General features: G+C 68.3%; 1 protein-coding gene. It reads left to right on the top strand.

The window, feature by feature from the left end; translation table 11 throughout:
• Positions 1-211 (top strand): acyl carrier protein (locus tag PUR71_RS37915; RefSeq protein ID WP_329931828.1); only part of this gene is annotated, 211 nt, incomplete at its 5' end.
• Positions 212-300: the final 89 nt, after the last annotated feature.

Genomic DNA, 300 nt, shown 5'->3' with positions numbered 1-300 from the left:
GGTCCGCGACTGGATCCTCGGCCGTCACCCCGGCCGCACCGAACTCGCCCCCGACGTCAACATCATCGAGAGCCGCCTCGTCGACTCGCTCGCCATCGTCGAGCTCGTCTACACGATCGAGGACGCGGCCGGCATCGAGATCGACGTCGACACCAACGACATCGAGGACTTCCAGTCCCTCGCCACCATCCAGAAGGCGTTCGTCGCCTGAGCCCGAGGAGGGACCACCGTGCACGCCTTTTCCTACACCGCCCAGTGGATGGCCGCCGCCCGCGCCCAGGAGTCCGAGCGCGTGGACGC

This window comes from Streptomyces sp. SP17BM10, from assembly GCF_036322405.1.
In the GTDB taxonomy this organism is placed as follows: Bacteria; Actinomycetota; Actinomycetes; order Streptomycetales; family Streptomycetaceae; genus Kitasatospora.
The sequence above is the reverse complement of the archived record's forward strand: the minus strand, read 5'-3'. Positions and strand labels throughout refer to the sequence as shown.